Origin of the sequence: Bradyrhizobium septentrionale (assembly GCF_011516645.4) — a bacterium.
GTDB lineage: Bacteria > Pseudomonadota > Alphaproteobacteria > Rhizobiales > Xanthobacteraceae > Bradyrhizobium > Bradyrhizobium septentrionale.
In genome coordinates this window covers 7,452,879-7,466,418 of record NZ_CP088285.1, presented here as the reverse complement: position 1 = coordinate 7,466,418, position 13,540 = coordinate 7,452,879, and the positions used below count along the sequence as shown (strand labels likewise).

Below are 13,540 nucleotides of genomic sequence, written 5' to 3'. Positions count from 1 at the left end.
GCGCGCCGTGAAATTCGCCGCGGTTTGTGGATCGGTGATGTCGTCATCGCGTGGGCCATCTTGTCGGTGCGCGCCCCAACTCACAGCGATACGCCGTCGCCGTGCGGCTCGCGACATTCAGGCGAAACCGGTAGGCCCTACGGGTCGCCATCCCCATTATACGAAGCTTTGCGCCTGGACCGCCGCATGGGGCGCCGTCGGGAACCCGCTCGGCGGCCGGTAGCCGCCCTCTGCTTTGAGCTAATCGTGACCCCGCTACGCAACGCTTCCGCCGCGCTTTCGCGGGTACCGTGGCATTTTGGACACGAGAACGGCGTCTGTCGAACCGATTCTCCCCATCGCTCGATTTGCAATCCGCTGAACTTGCTGCCATTTCTTCGGGACGCATCGCTTTGGTGCCATCAAAGGGGCCGTCCGGCTCATGTTGTTGCTTGAGTCGCTTCCAACCGTAATCGGCGCCGCCGCCATTGCCCCCGCATTGCTTGTGTTGTGGCTCGTCATCGCTGCCGATGAGCGCCCCGGACCGCCGGTGAAGGTGTGGCTCGCCTTCGTGCTCGGCGCGGCCAGCATCTCGCTGCTCGGCCTGGCGCGAATTCCCTTCAATGCGCTGCTCGCCATTCCCGACAATCCCTGGGCGACACAGGCGGTGCGCGCGGCATTCGGCGTCGCGGCGCCGGAGGAGATCGTCAAGGTCCTCGTCATCGTCGCGATCTCGACGCGGCGCCGCGCCTTCGCCGATCCGATGGATACGGTGGTCTATGGCGCGGCCGCCGGTCTCGGCTTCGCCGCCTATGAGAACCTCGCCTATCTGGTCCAGCACAAGGACATGTGGCGCGCGCTAGCGGCGTTGCGCAGCGTGCTCACCGTGCCGTTCCACGGCGCGCTTGGCATCATCGCCGGCGCCTATCTCGCGATCGCGCGCTCCGGCGGCGCGCTCGGCGCCTACCGCGGCCACCGCGACTGGGCGCGCATCACGAACTGGGCGCTGGTGCTGGTCGCGCCGGTCGCGCTGCACGCGGCATTCGACTTCCCGTTGCTCGCGCTGCAGCGCATCCCCGATCTCGGCTCGACCACGCGGCTGCTGCTCGGTTCGGCCAGCGTGCTGATCGGCTTCTCCTCGATCGGTTTTGCGATCCGCCTGGTGCGCCGCCTCGGCAAGCATCATGCGCCGCGCACCGACGTTGCGCGCGAGCGGCTCAGCCAGTTGCGGCGGATGTGGGCGCTGCTCTTGATCGGCGGCGGCACCGGCTTTGCCGGCGTCTGCTTCCTGCTCACCTCACTGCATCACTGGTACGTCAATCCCGAGCGCAATGCGTCGTTCATCCTGGTCCCGATCGGCTTCACCTCGATCCTGATCGGGCTGGCGCTGTTGATTGCGACCACCGCCGTCTACCTGTTCGGCCGCAACCGGATGCGGACCGCCGCGGAGGGCTTCCCGTCCGCGCCGCGCCAGAGCTAGGATACGCCGCACGCGCAAACTTCTCGTTCGCAGATTTGGAGAGCCGCGATGCCCCTGTCCAACGACCTCGACAAGCTGCGATCGGAGATGCAGGCCGCGGTCAAGCAGCACTGGAAGGCGTTCCTGTTCGAAGGCATCCTGCTCGCGATCCTCGGCATCGCGGCGATGATCGTGCCGGCCCTCGCGAGCCTCGCCGTCACCATCTTCCTCGGCTGGATGTTCCTGATCTCAGGCGTCGGCGGGCTGATCGTGACGTTCTGGGCGCGCAACATGCCGGGCTTCTGGTGGTCGCTGATCTCGGCCGCGCTCGCCGTGCTGGCCGGCATGGTGCTGCTGGCCCGTCCGATGCAGGGCGTGCTGACGCTGACCATTGTCATCGGCGCCTATTTCGTCGCCGAAGGCGTCGCCACCATCATGTACGCGCTGGAGCACCGCCGCGAATTGTCAGGACGGTGGTCCTGGCTCCTGATCGCCGGCCTGATGGACATCGTGATCGCCTTCTTCGTCATCGCGGGCCTGCCGGGCTCGGCGGAATGGGCGATCGGCCTCCTGGTCGGCCTCAATCTGATGTTCGGAGGGGCGACCCTGATAGGTATGGCGTTGGCGGCGCGCAACACCTGACGGCGAACCGGCTGCCCTCGCGGATTTGGGGGTGACAGGCAGAAATCCCTGCGCTATAGAGCCGCCCATGATCACCGTCGCCACCAGCTATTTTTGGTACTTTAGCTACGACAGCTCGCTGGCGGCAGGAGGATCGCGCTCAATCTGAAGAATTGCAGCAAACGTCCGAAACAAGCCGCCAGACCTGGCGGCTTTTTTTATGCGCCGGCAGGTCCCAAAAATCCAAAGGAGCCAGCCGTGTTGAGTACGACAGACGATCTTCGCATCAAGGAATTGAAAGAGCTCAGTACGCCCGAAGAGGTGATGCGGGAAGTTCCGCGCACCCTGACCGCGACACGCGTCGTGATGGGCGCCCGCAACGCCATCCACGCGATCCTCAACGGCACCGATGACCGCCTGCTCGTCGTCGTCGGCCCCTGCTCCATTCACGATCCCGCGGCGGCCGTCGATTACGCCGAGCGTCTCGCCGGCCTGCGCGAACAGCTCGCCGACCGCCTCGAGATCGTGATGCGGGTCTATTTCGAGAAGCCGCGCACCACCGTCGGCTGGAAGGGCCTGATCAACGACCCCGATCTCGACAACAGCTTCGACATCAACAAGGGCCTGCGCCTAGCTCGCAGCGTGCTGTCGGCCGTGAACAATCTCGGCCTGCCCGCCGGCACCGAATTCCTCGACATGACGACGCCGCAATACATCGCCGATTTGGTCTCCTGGGCGGCGATCGGCGCGCGCACCACCGAGAGCCAGATCCATCGCGAGCTGGCCTCCGGCCTGTCCTGCCCGGTCGGCTTCAAGAACAGCACCGATGGCGGTGTGCGGATCGCGGCGGACGCGGTGAAGTCGGCCTCGCACCCGCATCACTTCATGGCGGTCACCAAGGGCGGCCGTTCGGCCATCGCCGCCACCAGCGGCAACGAGGACTGCCACGTCATCCTGCGCGGCGGCCGGGTGCCGAACTATGATGCCGCAAGCGTCGATGCCGCCGCAGCCGAGCTCGGCCACGCCGGTGTCGCAGCACGCCTGATGATCGACACCAGCCACGCCAACTCGAGCAAGAAGCCGGAGAACCAGCCTTTGGTCGCCGCCGACATCGCGCAGCAGGTCGCAAGCGGCGAGCAGCGCATCGTCGGCGTGATGATCGAGAGTAATCTCGTCGCCGGACGCCAGGACGTCGTGCCGGGCAAGGCGCTGACCTACGGTCAGAGCATCACGGACGGCTGCATCGATCAGGCAACGACCGCCGACGTGCTGAAGCAACTGGCCGACGCCGTCGACGCAAGGCGCAGCGTGCGGCGCGACGGCCTTAAAGAGCGTTCGGCCTGACCCAGACGAACCGATAGAGCGCGGCCGACGGGACGAAATAGTGCGTTCCGCCGGTCTCCTCCATGCGAGGCCGCGGACTCGTCAGGGCCAAGCGGACAACCAGCCGACAATCCCGTTGAAGCGGACGAAAATGCCCCCGAAGCGGCGACTTGCTATTTCACGACCGATTGGTCTATATATTGGCGATGAGCCGCCAAACTCCAGTGCAGCTGCCCCGTGGCCGCCCCCGAAGTTTCGACATGGACGCTGCTGTCGAACGAGCGATGGGTGTGTTCTGGTCGCGTGGCTATCACGCCACCGCGCTGCCGGACCTGCTTCGTGCGACCAAGCTCTCGCGTGGCAGCCTTTACGCCGCGTTCGGTGACAAGCACTCGCTGTTCTTGCGTGCGCTCGATCGCTACATTGCCATTGCCTTGGCACGGATGGATATCGAATTCGACCACAGCAGAGAGCCGGTCGACGGCCTGCGGGCCTACCTTGCCGGCTACGTTGACCGCAACAGCGGTGCCAATGGTCGGCGTGGATGCCTGCTGGTAGCCACAGCCATGGAGCTGGCCGGCCGTGATGCCGACGTTGATCGTCGCATCGGGAGCTTTTTCAAAGCCATGGAGGCTCGGGTGGCTGGTGCACTTTCCCGTGCGAAGGCGGCGGGCAAGTTGGCCGATGGTGTCGAGCCTTCGAGTGCCGCCCGAATTCTCGTCTGTTTCGTCGAGGGCCTGCGGGTGGTCGGCAAAACGGCACCGACACGGGTCATTTCGCAAGCCACCGTCGACGCTTTTCTCGACCGCTTCATCAGGTAGGCAAACCATGGACGTTTCCGCTGTTCGTACGCCTATATCTAGACCGAATGGTCTTGAAAAGAACGATGCCATGTCTGCCATCCAGATCGTCTGCGCGGTGGCCGTCCCGTTGCTCTGGGGTTATCAATTCGTGGCCATCAAGGTGGGCGTTACGGAGTTTCCGCCGCTGTTCTTCCTCGCACTGCGCTTCCTGGCCATCGCGCTGCTGCTCGTTCCGTTCGTCAAAAGGCCGACGCGTCAACAGTTCGGCCCGATTGCCGCTGTTTCTCTTTTCCTTGGCGGACTGAATTTCGGGCTGTTCTATGTTGGCCTTGGGCTCGGCTCGGGAAGCATGTCGGCCGTCGCCTATCAACTCGCGCCGCCTTTCACCGTCCTGCTGGCCTGGCCGCTGCTCGCGGAGAGGCCGTCTCTCACCACGTCCGCCGGAGTGGTGCTAGCCTTCGTCGGCGTCGTCGTGTTGGCAGCGGGGCCCGGCCTGTCGGCAAATGCGCTTCCGCTGCTGCTTGTGGTCGGGGCAGCCTTCGCGTTCGCGGTGTCCAACGTCCTGACGAAGCGCTACGGCCCTTTCGATCCCTTGATGTTGATGGGGTGGTCGTCGCTGCTCACGGTGCCACAGGTCATGTTGATGTCGCTGCTGCTTGAACATGGACAAATGACGAGCCTTGTCACGGCGGACGGACGTGGATGGCTGGCACTCGGCTACACGATTTTCATCGGCGGAATTGTCGGGTTCGGCCTTTGGTTCTGGCTGATCGGGCGTTGCTCGATGAACCGCGTCGCACCGTTCGGCCTGCTGCTTCCGGTGTTCGCCTTGATTTCGAGCGTGGTGTTCCTTGGCGACAGCATGACGCCAAAGTTGATTGTCGGTGGACTGCTCGCGATCTCCGGCGTCGCCATGACCCAAGCAAGACCACGCGCTCGACCAGTTTGAACCCGGAAGTCACGCTGCGGCGACTTCCGAGTTTGGCCGATCGCATTATTTAGCGCGCCGGCACAAGATGGCCGCTATCGAGCGAAGCCGGCGTCGTCGAAGTTGATGAGGACTCAGCCTAGCAGCCGCGGCAGATGTTCTTGATCTTCCTGTCGAGCGCGGCGTCTTCCTTGTTCGCCGCGCTGTTCGGATCGCTCAGATTCTTCTCATTGGGAGTGTCACTGCGGCGTGGCTGACGGTGTCCGATCGGCGCCTCCGGCAGCGGCGCGCTCTTTTGCATGGAGGATGATCCGCCCTGCTGCTGCGCCCAAGCCTGGGGTACGCCGATTTGAGGCGCCCCAAGGGCAACCATCATCAGAGCCATCACCAAAACTGTCTTCCGCATCTCGCGTCTCCGCTGCTTCTCAACCCTATCGCGCCCGTTCCGGCACGTCGACGGTAGCACAATTGCGTCGTCCTTGCGCTGCGCAATCCTGCACTTTCCGTATATCCGCCATCGTGCCAAGGAGCCAGATTCCCGCGGCGACCAGCACCGCAAAGAAGCCGAACATCACAGCATTTTCGATGCTGCGGTTGCCCTCCTCCTCGGGCGGCTCCTGCCGTCCGTCCCCTGCCCCGCTCATGATCGGATCACGATTGCGGTGGGTAGAGATGAACGTCACCGCAATAATCGACGATACGGTAGCCCCGTTCCGCGGAATCTTCACGATCGCGCGAAGCCGACTGCGACAAATAGGCCGGGCCGATCGGCGCCTTGCCATGGCCGCCGGGGATGTCGAGCACGTAGTCCGGCTGACACAGTCCGGAGACACGGCCGCGCAAGGCCCGCATCAGCTCCTGCCCCGCTTCGATCGTGGTGCGCAGATGTGCAGTGCCGGGCGCGAGGTCGCCATGATGCAGATAATACGGCTTGATGCGGCACTCGACGAAGGCGCGCATCAGCGCCTCGAGGGTCGCGGCATCGTCGTTGACCCCGCGCAGCAGGACCGACTGGCTGACCAGCGGGATGCCGGCATCGGCAAGGCGGGCACACGCCGCGCGGGCATTGACGCCCAGTTCACGCGGATGGTTGGCGTGAACAGCAATCCAGGTCGTCGCGCCCTCGACCCGCAGCGCCGCGATCATGTCGGAATTGATGCGGCCGGGATCGGCGATCGGGACGCGGGTGTGGATGCGGATGATCTTCACATGATCGATGGCACCGAGATCGGCCATGATCTCGGTCAACCGGCGCGGCGACAGCATCAGCGGATCGCCGCCGGTCAGGATGACTTCCCAGATCTCCCCATGGCTCCGGATGTAATCCACCGCCGCGCGATAGGCGTCGTCGGACAAGGCCGAGGCCTTGCCGGGACCAACCATTTCACGCCGGAAACAAAATCGGCAATAGACCGCGCAGACATGCACGAGCTTGAACAGGACCCGATCAGGATAGCGATGCACGATCCCCCCAACCGGCGAATGCGTATCGTCGCCGATCGGATCGGCGTTCTCGCCCGGCTGCTCCACGAGTTCGTCGGCGCTCGGGATGAACTGCCGCGCGATCGGATCATTTTCGTCGGCCGGATCGATCAGCGCGACGAGCTCCGGCGTCACCGCGACCGCGTAGCGCGCGGCCACCTGCTCGAGCCCGGCAAGCGCATCGACCGGCGCGAGGCCGGCATCGACCAGCTCGCGCGGCTGGCGCAGGGTCGCCGCCATCTTCGGATCGATCCTGTTCATGTCTCTCCTGCAGGCGGTGTCCAGACCACCTGATCAATTCGTGGCGCGCCGCTCGCCAGCATCACCAGCCGGTCGAAGCCGAGCGCAACCCCGCTGGCCTCCGGCATCTCGCCGACCGCGGCAAGGAAATCCTCGTCGAGCGGATAGCGCTCGCCGTAACGGCGGGCCTTCTCGTCCATATCAGCGGTGAAACGATGGCGCTGCTCGACCGCGTCGGTCAGCTCGCCAAAGCCGTTGGCGAGTTCGACCCCGCAGGCATAGACCTCGAAACGCTCCGCGACGCGTGGTTCGCCAGCCTTGGTGCGCGCCAGCGCGGCCTCGGGCGACGGGTATTCGAACAGCACGGTCAGACGGCCCTGCCCGAGATTGGGCTCGACATGCTCGACCAGCACCTTGCTGAAGATATCCGACCAGGTGTCGTCGTCGGCGATCCGCACCCGGCCCTTCGCCGCCGACGCCAGCGCCTCGCGATCACCCTTGCGGCCCGCAATCGTCGCCAGCAGGTCAATGCCGGCGAAGCGCTCGAAGCCGGCCGCGACCGTCAGCAGCTCCGGTTCGGCAAACGGATCGGCCATCCTGCCGCGAAAGGAAAACCGCCCGATCCCGGTCGCCTGCGCCGCATGCGCGATCACGACGATCGTGTCGGCCATGATGGCATCGTAGGGGGCATTGGCGCGGTACCATTCCAGCATGGTGAATTCGGGCAAATGCAGATCGCCGCGCTCGCGATCGCGGAACACTCGCGCGAACTCGTAGATCTTGGGCTCGCCGGCCGCGAGCAGCTTCTTGCAGGCGAACTCTGGAGAGGTGCGCAGATAGCGCGTCGCATGCGAGCCGTCGGCTCGCGTCAGCTCAGTGCGCGGCGCGTGCAGATGCGTCTCGTTGCCCGGCGAGATCTGCAGAATGGCGGTCTCGACCTCGGCGAATCTCTGCTCTTCGAACCAGCCGCGGAGCGCCCGCGTGATGGCGGTCCGCGCCTGCAGGAATGGCCGGCGGTCGGCATAGCGCTGCGGCGTCCACCACGGCGAGGTCTGGTCATGACCCGTCATTGCCGGTGCACCCCGGATCTCATGGATTCCACATCAACAAGCCCCCGCCTCCACTTAAGAGTGGGAAGCAAGTGACTGATTCTAAATAACATCATGGTCCACACGGCCTTGTTCTCCGCGCCACCCGGCAAAGCTGATCCCTTCATGTCGAAAGACGCCCGCCTTGTCCATGTTCGCGATCCGCTGAACCTGAACACTGGTTCGCGCGTCCCACCGCCAGTTGCGCGAAAACAGGATGCGCCCATGGTCGGCTGGTTGCGAAGTGCTGGACTGCTGCTGTTGCTCGGCTTGGCCGTGGCGACGCCGGCAATGGCCGACAGCCCGGGCAGCGAGTTCAAGCGGGTTGCGGACGCAAGCTTCACCTCGCCGGATCGAACAGTCCGCGTCGAGCAGTATGCGAAGGACATGGGCGATGAAGGTCTCCTCTTCCAGTTCTGGACCTTCGACCGCGCCCGCAAGCATGGCGCGCTGCTGAACCAGGGCGAAGGCACCGATGCGGCCGGCTATCAGGCCGGCTTCCGCTTCAGCCCGGACAGCCGCTGGCTGGTGCGGATGCAGAAGATCGGCGCCGGCTATCACACCCTCTACCTGTACAAGCGGACCGGCGACCGGTTCGTGCCGGCGACCCAAAAGCCGCTCGGCGAGGCCGCCTGGGACTACTTCTACACCCAGCCGGCAGCCGAAGGCGTGCGCCGCGACCCGGATGACCCGTATACGCTCGACCATATGCAGATCGGCCTGATCAAGGGTTTTGACGAGAACTACGCCTGGCTTGGCATGAAATGGCCCGACAGCCGCTACCTCGTGCTCGGCATGTCCTTCGACATCCAGGGCGAGCACCCCCCGTTCCCCTGGGTCGAGGATTGGCGTTGCGTCTACGACCTGAAAACCGGGACGTTTTCGGTTCCTGCAAGCTTTGCCGAGCACAACGCGAAGGCCCGCAAGATCCCCGGCAAGGACCAGCCATAACGTCCCGTTCCGGGCCGGTTTCAGCGGTTGGCAAACTGCCAAAATTGGCCGCAAAAGGCTGGCATCTCAGGGACAAATCAGTATGTTGCAGCCCGAAATCGCCGCCATGGCCGAGGGGCTGCCATCCGGTTTGCGCCCCCGCCTCCCAAATTCAGGAAAACACCTTTGAAAGTCATCGCCAGTTCCATCCGCAAGGGCAACATCATCGAGCAGGACGGCCGGCTCTATGTGGTCTTGTCCGCCGAGAACATTCATCCCGGCAAGGGCACCCCGGTCAGCCAGATCGAAATGCGCCGCATCGGCGACGGCGTGAAGGTCTCGGAGCGCTACAAGACCACCGACCAGGTCGAGAAGGCCACCGTCGAAGACCACAACTACAACTACCTTTATGAAGACGCCGACGGCTTCCACTTCATGAACAACGACAACTACGATCAGGTCCAGGTCTCCAAGGAGATCGTCGGCTCCTCCTCGCCCTATCTGCAGGAGAACATGACCGTGAAGCTCTCGATGCACGAGGGCAATCCGGTCGCGATCCAGCTGCCGCAGCGCGTGACGCTCGAAGTGGTCGAGACCGAGCCGGTGACCAAGGGGCAGACCGCCTCCTCGTCCTACAAGCCCGCGATCCTGTCCAATGGCGTGCGCACCGGCGTGCCGCCGCACGTTGCCGCCGGAACGCGCATCGTGGTCATGACCGAGGACGGTTCGTACGTTGAACGCGCCAAGGACTAAGCGCTGAGGCGCGGTGGGATTTGAAGTGAATCATCATCGCGCATCGGATTGTTGTTTAAGCTCAAACTTTCCGGAAAACTGCTACGCACTTTTCCGGATCTTGCTCTAATCTCTCTGGCGGTCAGACATGAGCCGGGGGGTGCAGTGAACAGGAAGGTTGTCAGCTTCATCAGTTGCTGGCTGGCAGTCCTGCTCTCGCCTCCTCCCGGCGCTCATGCCGACGAATTCCGAACGCCGTCGATCTCGGCCATGCGGGTCGAATGGCGCGCGGTGCTCGACCAGCTCCGGCAGGAGATGAGCGCCCGCCCGGCCATTGCCTCCAACTTCACCTTCGCCGGCCAACGCCGCGTCCCGGCCACCGATCCGCGCGCGACCCCCGCACTGGTGCAGCTGAACGCGGTGACGTCGCCGCTGTTCCCCGGCATCGCGCGCAGCCCGATTCCGGTGCTGCTGCCGTTCGACCCCGCAAGCTATCTCGACGCGCGGCAAAGCGGTGCGCCGGACAGCCTGTCGGTCGTGCGCTATCAGGCCGATTTCCGCCCTGCCGATATCTTTCATGCCGGCGCGTCCGGCTACGACGCGGTGTTCTCGCTCGACCCGGGTGCCGGCGACGGCATGCCGCCGCGGACGTTTGCCAAACCGGTCGAGGTGCAGATCTCGGGCTCGATCCTGGTCTACGACCTCGCCGACCGGCTCGGCGGCAAGGGCGAGCCGGTCAAGACGCTGGCCGCGCAGTTTCCGGACATCCGCCGCTTCATCCGCGAGGGCTATGTCCGCTACGCCTTCACCCGTTTCGGGATTCCCTATGTCGTCTCGATCCAATGCCTCGACAGCACGCCGCGGCCGAAACGGCTGGCCTGTCGTGAGGCCTATCCGGTCGCCGAGCGCTTCCTGAAGGCGTTGCACATCGCAGGCGGCCAGCCGTCGCGGTCGCGCAGCGACATCGCCTCCGACATCGCCGAGCGGCCGGCGGCCGCATCGGCTGACTTCACCTACCGCCCGAGCGGCGACATCATCGCGGGCAGCGGCGGACACAGGCAGCAGAGTGGCCACGCCGACTTCACCGTCTATTCGCAGATCCGCTTTCCGCTGGAGAAAGCGCCGGCCTTCGCACACTCGCAATCCTTCGCCAGGCGCAAGGCGGGCGCGACGGTCGACGTGTATCCCTGGCAGGACAATTTCTGCGAGGCCCGCAGTTTTGAGGTCGGCCAATGCACCAGCGGCTTTGGCCATCAGGGCCAGGATGTCAGGCCAGGCGCGTGTCCCGCAGACAGCAAGGAGGGTTGCGACCCCAAGCAGCAGGGCGTGGTCGCGGTGCGCGACAGCATCGTGATCCGCTCGCCGCAGCAGCAGGCTGCGACGCTACAGATCAACACCCGCACCGAGCATATCCGCTTCCGCTACATGCACATGAACCCGGCGGCGATGGATGCCGATGGTTTGCTCAACGGACGCCGCGTCAGCGAGGGCGAGAAGATCGGCGTGGTCTCGAACTATCTTGACCACCCCAATGGCACGTCGCGGCATCTGCACTTCGACGTCCAGGTGTTCACCCGCGACGGCTGGCTGTGGGTCAATCCCTACACCACGCTGGTGTCGGCCTATGAGCGGCTGATCCGCGGCCGCGGCCGCGGCCGCGAGATCGGACCCGAGCCCGGACCTGCGGCCGCCGTGGCGCACGCCCTGCCCGACGATGTCGTGCATCGCATCGACACCCAGGAGGGTGGCGGCAATTAGCGCGGCCGCGCTTCAGGCATGCGATCAGTCGATCTCCATCGCAGCCAACGTCTCCTTGACCCTCCTCTGCGCATCCGCGGGCAGCGGCAAGATCGGACGTGGAGGTTCGGCCACGCAGACACCTCTGAGATTGGCAATCGCGTAGACAACGCGCAGACCCGAGAATGTCTTGAACAGATCCCACATCGGCTGCAGACGCGCATTGAGCTGCCGCGCCCGGGCCGCATCGCCGCTCGTCACGGCACGGACGATGTCCAGGCAAGCCTTCGGGAAAATTCCTGCGAGCACGCAGTACCAGGTATCGCCACCTGCCAACAGCGCCTCGGTGCAATTCCAGTCGGCGCTGTAACCCAACGCGAGGCCGCCTGGAACGACAGCCCGCAATTCCCCGAGATGGCCGGACACAGCCGACGCGTCCGGCGCAGGACTCTTCACCGCGACGATCCCCTCGACGCGGCTCAAGCGGCCGATGAGTGCCGGCGTGAATCGGAAATGGGTCGTTCCGGGATTGTCATAGATGCAAATCGGCAGCCTGCTCTCACGGGCCACGGTTTGAAAATGCTCGAACACCTCGTCGTCAGTCAAAGGCGTATAGGAAACCGCGGCCAAAAGGCCGGCCGTCGCGCCAGCGTCACGCGCATCCTGCGCCAGCCGCACCGCGTCGTCGGTGCGCAGCGCGCCGACGCCGACCAAAATCGGCATTTGACCTTCAGCCAATGCGGCGGCCGCCTGCACGGCCCGCCGCCGCTCATCGCGGCTGAAATACGGATATGAACCGGTGCTTCCGAGCAGCCCGATCGAATCCACCTTCGCCGCGATCACGGGGTCGAGCACCGCGCGGAGAGCTCCCACATCGACCCGCCCATCCCGGTTCGAGGGCGTAATCGGGAAGGCCGAGAGTCCCTTCAAACTGATCATCGGTTTGTCCCTCATCAGTAACCGTCCCCGGCGCGCCGACGATCGGAACGCGCTTGGGTCGCGACCGGTGCAGCAACCTGTCGCGCAATCAATCCACGCACCGCGTTGCGCGCAAGGTCCACTTTCATGCGAGTTCGGCACCAAACTGGTCCAGTGCGCGCGTCTTGCAGGACCAGCGCCTCGCCGATCGCTATTCGAGCATCGTGGTCAGCTGCGCGCCCTCATCCGCCACGAACACGGCGATCAGCTCCGCCGGCTCCGTGGTGCTCGCATTGGCCGAGACCATGTGCGTCGAGCCCGGCGGCTCGAAAAAGGACTGGCCGACCTTGAAAGTCTCGACCGGTCCGCCGCCGAGCTGGGACCGGATTTCACCCTTGGTGATGTAGGCGGTCACCGAACCCGAATGGCGGTGCGGCGGCGTGAACCCGCCGGGACCGTAGAACACGCGCACCACCGTGACCCGCTTGCCCGCCACGTTCGGCAGCGCATGCGAGGTGATGACCTCGACCTTGTCGAGCGGCGACGCCGCATTGGCGCTCGCGCATAGCGGCGAGATCATCGTGGCGATTGCGTCCATCGGCGTTGGCAAGGCCTTGCCGATCACGAAGGCGCAGGCCAGTCCCGCTGCGATGGCCAGCGAGACCGGCCGCGGCGGCCGCGCGAATGCAAGAGATGGTGTCATCGCGATCGAGGTCATTGGTGTTTCTCCCCTTTCAGTTGCTGGTTCATTTGTCGCGCGCGGTCCGGCTCACGAAGCCGCCGCGTTCTGTCTGCGCGGCGGCGGCGTCCAGCGATAGGCGGCGCCGAACCGGTTCCAGACATTGATCGATGCGATCGCCGAGGTGAGATAGGTCAGCTCCTGCTCGGAGAATTCGGCGGAGACCTCGGCATAGACCTCGTCGCTGACGCCGTTCGGCAAGGTCGTCAGCGCTTCGGTCCAGGCCAGCGCCGCGCGCTCGCGGGCCGAGAACTGCGGCGCCTCGCGCCACACCACGACGAGGTTGAGCTTGTCTGTGGGCACGCCGAGGCTCTCGCCTTGCAGGATGTGGTACTGCACGCAGAACGCGCAGCCGTTGATCTGCGAGGCGCGCAGCTTGACGAGCTCGAGCAGCTGCTTGTCGAGGCCGGCCTTGGCCGCGAACTGGCCGAGCGCACGCACGGCGGCGAAGACATCGGGCGCGAGCTTCTCGAAGTCGGTGTATTCCTTGCGGGCATGTGACATCGGCCTGGCCTCGTGTTATCAGTGTACTGATACATTATCAGAGCTCTGATACCGAGC

At 64.8% G+C, this 13,540-nt stretch carries 15 protein-coding genes; 8 read left to right on the top strand and 7 right to left on the bottom strand.

What is annotated here, in order from left to right:
• Positions 1–421 precede the first annotated feature (421 nt).
• From HAP48_RS37235 to HAP48_RS37215, 5 genes are all read left to right on the top strand, one after another.
• Positions 422–1,459, top strand: a complete 1,038-nt coding sequence (locus HAP48_RS37235; protein ID WP_166204766.1) for a PrsW family glutamic-type intramembrane protease — start codon at positions 422–424, stop codon at positions 1,457–1,459.
• Between the two features lie 48 nt (positions 1,460–1,507).
• Positions 1,508–2,080 carry an HdeD family acid-resistance protein gene (locus HAP48_RS37230; protein ID WP_166204764.1) on the top strand — a complete coding sequence of 191 codons (573 nt, stop codon included), beginning with the start codon at positions 1,508–1,510 and terminating at the stop codon, positions 2,078–2,080.
• 237 nt (positions 2,081–2,317) lie between these two features.
• On the top strand, positions 2,318–3,403 hold the full coding sequence (locus HAP48_RS37225; RefSeq protein ID WP_166204762.1) for a 3-deoxy-7-phosphoheptulonate synthase: 1,086 nt from the start codon (positions 2,318–2,320) through the stop codon (positions 3,401–3,403).
• A gap of 239 nt (positions 3,404–3,642) precedes the next feature.
• On the top strand, positions 3,643–4,203 hold the full coding sequence (locus tag HAP48_RS37220; protein WP_224496759.1) for a TetR/AcrR family transcriptional regulator: 561 nt from the start codon (positions 3,643–3,645) through the stop codon (positions 4,201–4,203).
• 70 nt (positions 4,204–4,273) lie between these two features.
• Complete coding sequence (locus tag HAP48_RS37215) at positions 4,274–5,134, top strand: DMT family transporter (RefSeq protein ID WP_166204760.1); 861 nt, start codon at positions 4,274–4,276, stop codon at positions 5,132–5,134.
• A 118-nt stretch (positions 5,135–5,252) separates the two neighbouring features.
• On the opposite strand, the gene HAP48_RS37210 is transcribed toward HAP48_RS37215, so the two are convergent.
• The 4 genes from HAP48_RS37210 to epmA are packed head-to-tail and all read right to left on the bottom strand — an operon-like array spanning position 5,253 to position 7,905.
• On the bottom strand, positions 5,253–5,519 hold the full coding sequence (locus HAP48_RS37210) for a hypothetical protein (protein ID WP_166204758.1): 267 nt from the start codon (positions 5,517–5,519) through the stop codon (positions 5,253–5,255).
• 25 nt (positions 5,520–5,544) lie between these two features.
• Positions 5,545–5,796 carry a hypothetical protein gene (locus HAP48_RS37205; RefSeq protein WP_234622341.1) on the bottom strand — a complete coding sequence of 84 codons (252 nt, stop codon included), beginning with the start codon at positions 5,794–5,796 and terminating at the stop codon, positions 5,545–5,547.
• Complete coding sequence (locus HAP48_RS37200; RefSeq protein WP_166204756.1) at positions 5,765–6,856, bottom strand: lysine-2,3-aminomutase-like protein; 1,092 nt, start codon at positions 6,854–6,856, stop codon at positions 5,765–5,767. The genes HAP48_RS37205 and HAP48_RS37200 overlap by 32 nt, the downstream gene beginning before the upstream one ends.
• Entirely contained in the window at positions 6,853–7,905 is a 1,053-nt protein-coding gene (gene epmA, locus HAP48_RS37195) for an EF-P lysine aminoacylase EpmA (protein WP_166204754.1), read from the bottom strand. The genes HAP48_RS37200 and epmA overlap by 4 nt, the downstream gene beginning before the upstream one ends.
• 243 nt (positions 7,906–8,148) lie before the next feature.
• On the opposite strand from epmA, the gene HAP48_RS37190 reads away from it, so the two are divergent.
• The 3 genes from HAP48_RS37190 to HAP48_RS37180 all read left to right on the top strand — a co-directional run bounded on the left by HAP48_RS37190 (position 8,149) and on the right by HAP48_RS37180 (position 11,343).
• Entirely contained in the window at positions 8,149–8,874 is a 726-nt protein-coding gene (locus HAP48_RS37190) for a hypothetical protein (protein ID WP_166204752.1), read from the top strand.
• Positions 8,875–9,039: 165 nt separating this feature from the next.
• Positions 9,040–9,606: an elongation factor P gene (gene efp, locus HAP48_RS37185; protein WP_029083344.1), complete on the top strand. Its 567-nt coding sequence runs from the start codon at positions 9,040–9,042 to the stop codon at positions 9,604–9,606.
• 144 nt (positions 9,607–9,750) lie between these two features.
• Complete coding sequence (locus tag HAP48_RS37180) at positions 9,751–11,343, top strand: M23 family peptidase (protein WP_166204750.1); 1,593 nt, start codon at positions 9,751–9,753, stop codon at positions 11,341–11,343.
• 24 nt (positions 11,344–11,367) lie between these two features.
• On the opposite strand, the gene HAP48_RS37175 is transcribed toward HAP48_RS37180, so the two are convergent.
• From HAP48_RS37175 to HAP48_RS37165, 3 genes are all read right to left on the bottom strand, one after another.
• Positions 11,368–12,261, bottom strand: coding sequence for a dihydrodipicolinate synthase family protein (locus tag HAP48_RS37175; protein ID WP_166215512.1), 894 nt, complete (start codon positions 12,259–12,261; stop codon positions 11,368–11,370).
• A 190-nt stretch (positions 12,262–12,451) separates the two neighbouring features.
• Positions 12,452–12,958 (bottom strand): cupin domain-containing protein, encoded by a 507-nt coding sequence (locus tag HAP48_RS37170; RefSeq protein ID WP_166204748.1) that lies wholly within the window; start codon positions 12,956–12,958, stop codon positions 12,452–12,454.
• A gap of 51 nt (positions 12,959–13,009) precedes the next feature.
• Positions 13,010–13,483 (bottom strand): carboxymuconolactone decarboxylase family protein, encoded by a 474-nt coding sequence (locus HAP48_RS37165; RefSeq protein ID WP_166204746.1) that lies wholly within the window; start codon positions 13,481–13,483, stop codon positions 13,010–13,012.
• Between the last annotated feature and the right edge of the window lie 57 nt (positions 13,484–13,540).

Coding starts and splice junctions, on each gene's coding strand:
- HAP48_RS37235 (WP_166204766.1), top strand. CDS start 422: ATGTTGTTGCTTGAGTCGCTTCCAACCGTAATCGGCGCCGCCGCCATT.
- HAP48_RS37230 (WP_166204764.1), top strand. CDS start 1,508: ATGCCCCTGTCCAACGACCTCGACAAGCTGCGATCGGAGATGCAGGCC.
- HAP48_RS37220 (WP_224496759.1), top strand. CDS start 3,643: ATGGACGCTGCTGTCGAACGAGCGATGGGTGTGTTCTGGTCGCGTGGC.
- HAP48_RS37215 (WP_166204760.1), top strand. CDS start 4,274: ATGTCTGCCATCCAGATCGTCTGCGCGGTGGCCGTCCCGTTGCTCTGG.
- HAP48_RS37210 (WP_166204758.1), bottom strand. CDS start 5,519: ATGCGGAAGACAGTTTTGGTGATGGCTCTGATGATGGTTGCCCTTGGG.
- HAP48_RS37200 (WP_166204756.1), bottom strand. CDS start 6,856: ATGAACAGGATCGATCCGAAGATGGCGGCGACCCTGCGCCAGCCGCGC.
- epmA (WP_166204754.1), bottom strand. CDS start 7,905: ATGACGGGTCATGACCAGACCTCGCCGTGGTGGACGCCGCAGCGCTAT.
- HAP48_RS37190 (WP_166204752.1), top strand. CDS start 8,149: ATGGTCGGCTGGTTGCGAAGTGCTGGACTGCTGCTGTTGCTCGGCTTG.
- HAP48_RS37175 (WP_166215512.1), bottom strand. CDS start 12,261: ATGATCAGTTTGAAGGGACTCTCGGCCTTCCCGATTACGCCCTCGAAC.
- HAP48_RS37170 (WP_166204748.1), bottom strand. CDS start 12,958: ATGACCTCGATCGCGATGACACCATCTCTTGCATTCGCGCGGCCGCCG.
- HAP48_RS37165 (WP_166204746.1), bottom strand. CDS start 13,483: ATGTCACATGCCCGCAAGGAATACACCGACTTCGAGAAGCTCGCGCCC.